This window comes from Megasphaera hutchinsoni, from assembly GCF_001553405.1.
Classification (GTDB): domain Bacteria; phylum Bacillota; class Negativicutes; order Veillonellales; family Megasphaeraceae; genus Megasphaera; species Megasphaera hutchinsoni.
In genome coordinates, this window is sequence record NZ_KQ960932.1 from 1 (window position 1) to 3,122 (window position 3,122).

Below are 3,122 nucleotides of genomic sequence, written 5' to 3' on the forward strand. Positions count from 1 at the left end.
AAAAGGTGCTTTCTGAAAAGAAAGAGAAGTCAAGTAAGTAAGGGCGTACGGCGGATGCCTTGGCCCTATCAGCCGATGAAGGACGCGATAAGCTGCGAAAAGCTACGGTGAGGTGCAAGTAACCATTGACCCGTAGATATCCGAATGGAGCAATCCGGCAGTAGGAGTACTGTCATCCATCGTAAGATGGAGGGGAACCCGGTGAACTGAAACATCTAAGTAGCCGGAGGAAAAGAAATCAACCGAGATACCCTAAGTAGCGGCGAGCGAACGGGGAAGAGCCTAAACCTAAACGGGAAACCGATTAGGGGTAGAGGACTGCAGAGCAGAACCAGCGAGAAGCCAAATCAGGTGGGAAACTGAGCCAGAGACGGTGAGAGCCCGGTAGGCGTAATCAAAGGGAAACAGCAGAATCCGGAGTACCACGGGGCACGAGGAACCTTGTGGGAAGCAGGGGGGACCACCCTCCAAGGCTAAATACTGATAGAGACCGATAGCGCATAGTACCGTGAGGGAACGGTGAAAAGAACCCCGGGAGGGGAATGAAATAGAACCTGAAACCGTATGTCTACAAGCAGTCGAAGCTCCGTATGAGAGCGACGGCGTGCCTATTGAAGAATGAACCGGCGAGTTACTGTTACCAGCGAGGTTAAGCGGAAAACGTGGAGCCGAAGCGAAAGCGAGTCTGAAAAGGGCGACAGTTGGTAGTAGTAGACCCGAAACCACAGTGATCTACCCATGTCCAGGCTGAAGCACAGGTAAAAATGTGTGGAGGGCCGAACTAGTGAGCGTTGAAAAGCTTTTAGATGAGATGTGGGTAGGGGTGAAATGCCAATCGAACGTGGAGATAGCTGGTTCTCCCCGAAATAGCTTTAGGGCTAGCCTCATGGAGAGAGTACAGGCGGTAGAGCACTGAACGAGGTAGGGGCCTATCCGGCTACCGAACTTAATCAAACTACGAATGGCTGTACTTATACATGGGAGTCAGACTGCGAGTAATAAGGCCCGTAGTCAAGAGGGAAACAGCCCAGACCAACAGCTAAGGTCCCCAATGCCGTACTAAGTGGTGAAGGATGTGGAGTTTCGAAAACAACCAGGATGTTGGCTTAGAAGCAGCCATCATTAAAAGAGTGCGTAATAGCTCACTGGTCGAGAGGCTCTGCGCCGAAGATGACCGGGGCTAAAGTACGGAACCGAAGCTTTGGCAATTAGCAATGCTAATTGGGTAGGGGAGCGTTCCTGCATGGGAGAAGCCTGACCGGAAGGACAGGTGGACAGGCAGGAAGAGAGAATGCCGGTATGAGTAGCGAAAAGGGTGGTGAGAATCCACCCCACCGAAAGCCTAAGGGTTCCCGGGCAACGATCGTCGACCCGGGGTAAGTCGGGACCTAATCCGAGGCGAAGACGCATAGGAGATGGACAACAGGTTGAAATTCCTGTACCGCAGAAGTATGATTGAGCGATGTGGTGACACAAGAAGGACGATGCGCATGCGACTGGAAGAGCATGTCTAAGCAGGTAGGCTGTAGAGTAGGAAAAACCGCTCTATGAAAAGGCCGAGAAGTGATGGGGAGCTTTCCGAGAGGAAAGTGAAGGGATCGGAACTAGATTGTCGAGAAAAGCTGCTAGTGAGTACTTAGGCGCCCGTACCAAAACCGACACAGGTAGGCAGGATGAGAATTCTAAGGTGCGCGGGAAAACCCTCGTTAAGGAACTCGGCAAAATATATCCGTAACTTCGGGAAAAGGATAGCCCAGAGTATGTGAAGTCCATACGGATGGAGCAGGAATGGGCGGCAGAAGAGAGGCCCAAGCGACTGTTTACCACAAACACAGGCGTCTGCTAAAGCGAAAGCTGATGTATAGATGCTGACACCTGCCCGGTGCTGGAAGGTTAAGAGGACGTGTTAGCCGTAAGGCGAAGCAGAGAATTGAAGCCCCAGTAAACGGCGGCCGTAACTATAACGGTCCTAAGGTAGCGAAATTCCTTGTCGGGTAAGTTCCGACCCGCACGAAAGGTGTAACGATTTGGGCACTGTCTCAACGAGGGACCCGGTGAAATTGAAGTACCTGTGAAGATGCAGGTTACCCGCGACTGGACAGAAAGACCCCATGGAGCTTTACTGTAACCTGAGATTGGATTCTGGTATAAGATGTACAGGATAGTTGGGAGGCGGAGAAGTGCGTACGCCAGTATGCATGGAGCCACAGGTGGGATACCAACCTTGTTGTATTGGAATTCTAACGAGAGCCGTAACGAAGCTGCGGACAGTCTCAGGCGGGCAGTTTGACTGGGGCGGTCGCCTCCTAAAAAGTAACGGAGGCGCCCAAAGGTTCCCTCAGCGCGGACGGAAACCGCGCGAAGAGTGTAAAGGCAGAAGGGAGCTTGACTGCAAGACGTACAGGTCGAGCAGGGACGAAAGTCGGGCTTAGTGATCCGGTGGTAGAGAGTGGAATTGCCATCGCTCAACGGATAAAAGCTACCCTGGGGATAACAGGCTTATCTCTCCCAAGAGTCCATATCGACGGGGAGGTTTGGCACCTCGATGTCGGCTCATCACATCCTGGGGCTGAAGTAGGTCCCAAGGGTTGGGCTGTTCGCCCATTAAAGTGGTACGCGAGCTGGGTTCAGAACGTCGTGAGACAGTTCGGTCCCTATCCATCGCGGGCGTAAGAAACTTGAAAGGGGCTGCTCCTAGTACGAGAGGACCGGAGTGGACGAACCAATGGTGTACCAGTCATACCGCCAGGTGTGCAGCTGGGTAGCTACGTTCGGGACGGATAAACGCTGAAAGCATCTAAGCGTGAAACCAGCCTAAAGATGAGGTTTCTCATTGCAAAAGTAAGGTCCCACAAAGACGATGTGGTAGATAGGCCGGGAGTGGAAGTACAGTAATGTATGGAGCGGACCGGTACTAATAGACCGAGGACTTGACTTAATAAAGAAGAGAAGAAGGGGAGTTAAGGAATACTTTTCTAAGCAGTTGTCAGGGTACATACCTGAAATTCAGTGGCGATAGCTACGGGGATCCACCTGTTCCCATGCCGAACACAGCAGTTAAGCCCGTATACGCTGAAAGTACTGGAGGGGAGGCCCTCTGGGAGGATAGGGAGTCGCTGATT

The 3,122-nt window shown here is 52.2% G+C and carries 2 rRNA genes; both read left to right on the top strand.

Going from position 1 to position 3,122, the window contains the following annotated elements:
- Positions 1 to 27 precede the first annotated feature (27 nt).
- Positions 28 to 2,938 (top strand): 23S ribosomal RNA (locus HMPREF3182_RS02000).
- A 67-nt stretch (positions 2,939 to 3,005) separates the two neighbouring features.
- Positions 3,006 to 3,122: ribosomal RNA gene (gene rrf / locus HMPREF3182_RS02005) — 5S ribosomal RNA — on the top strand.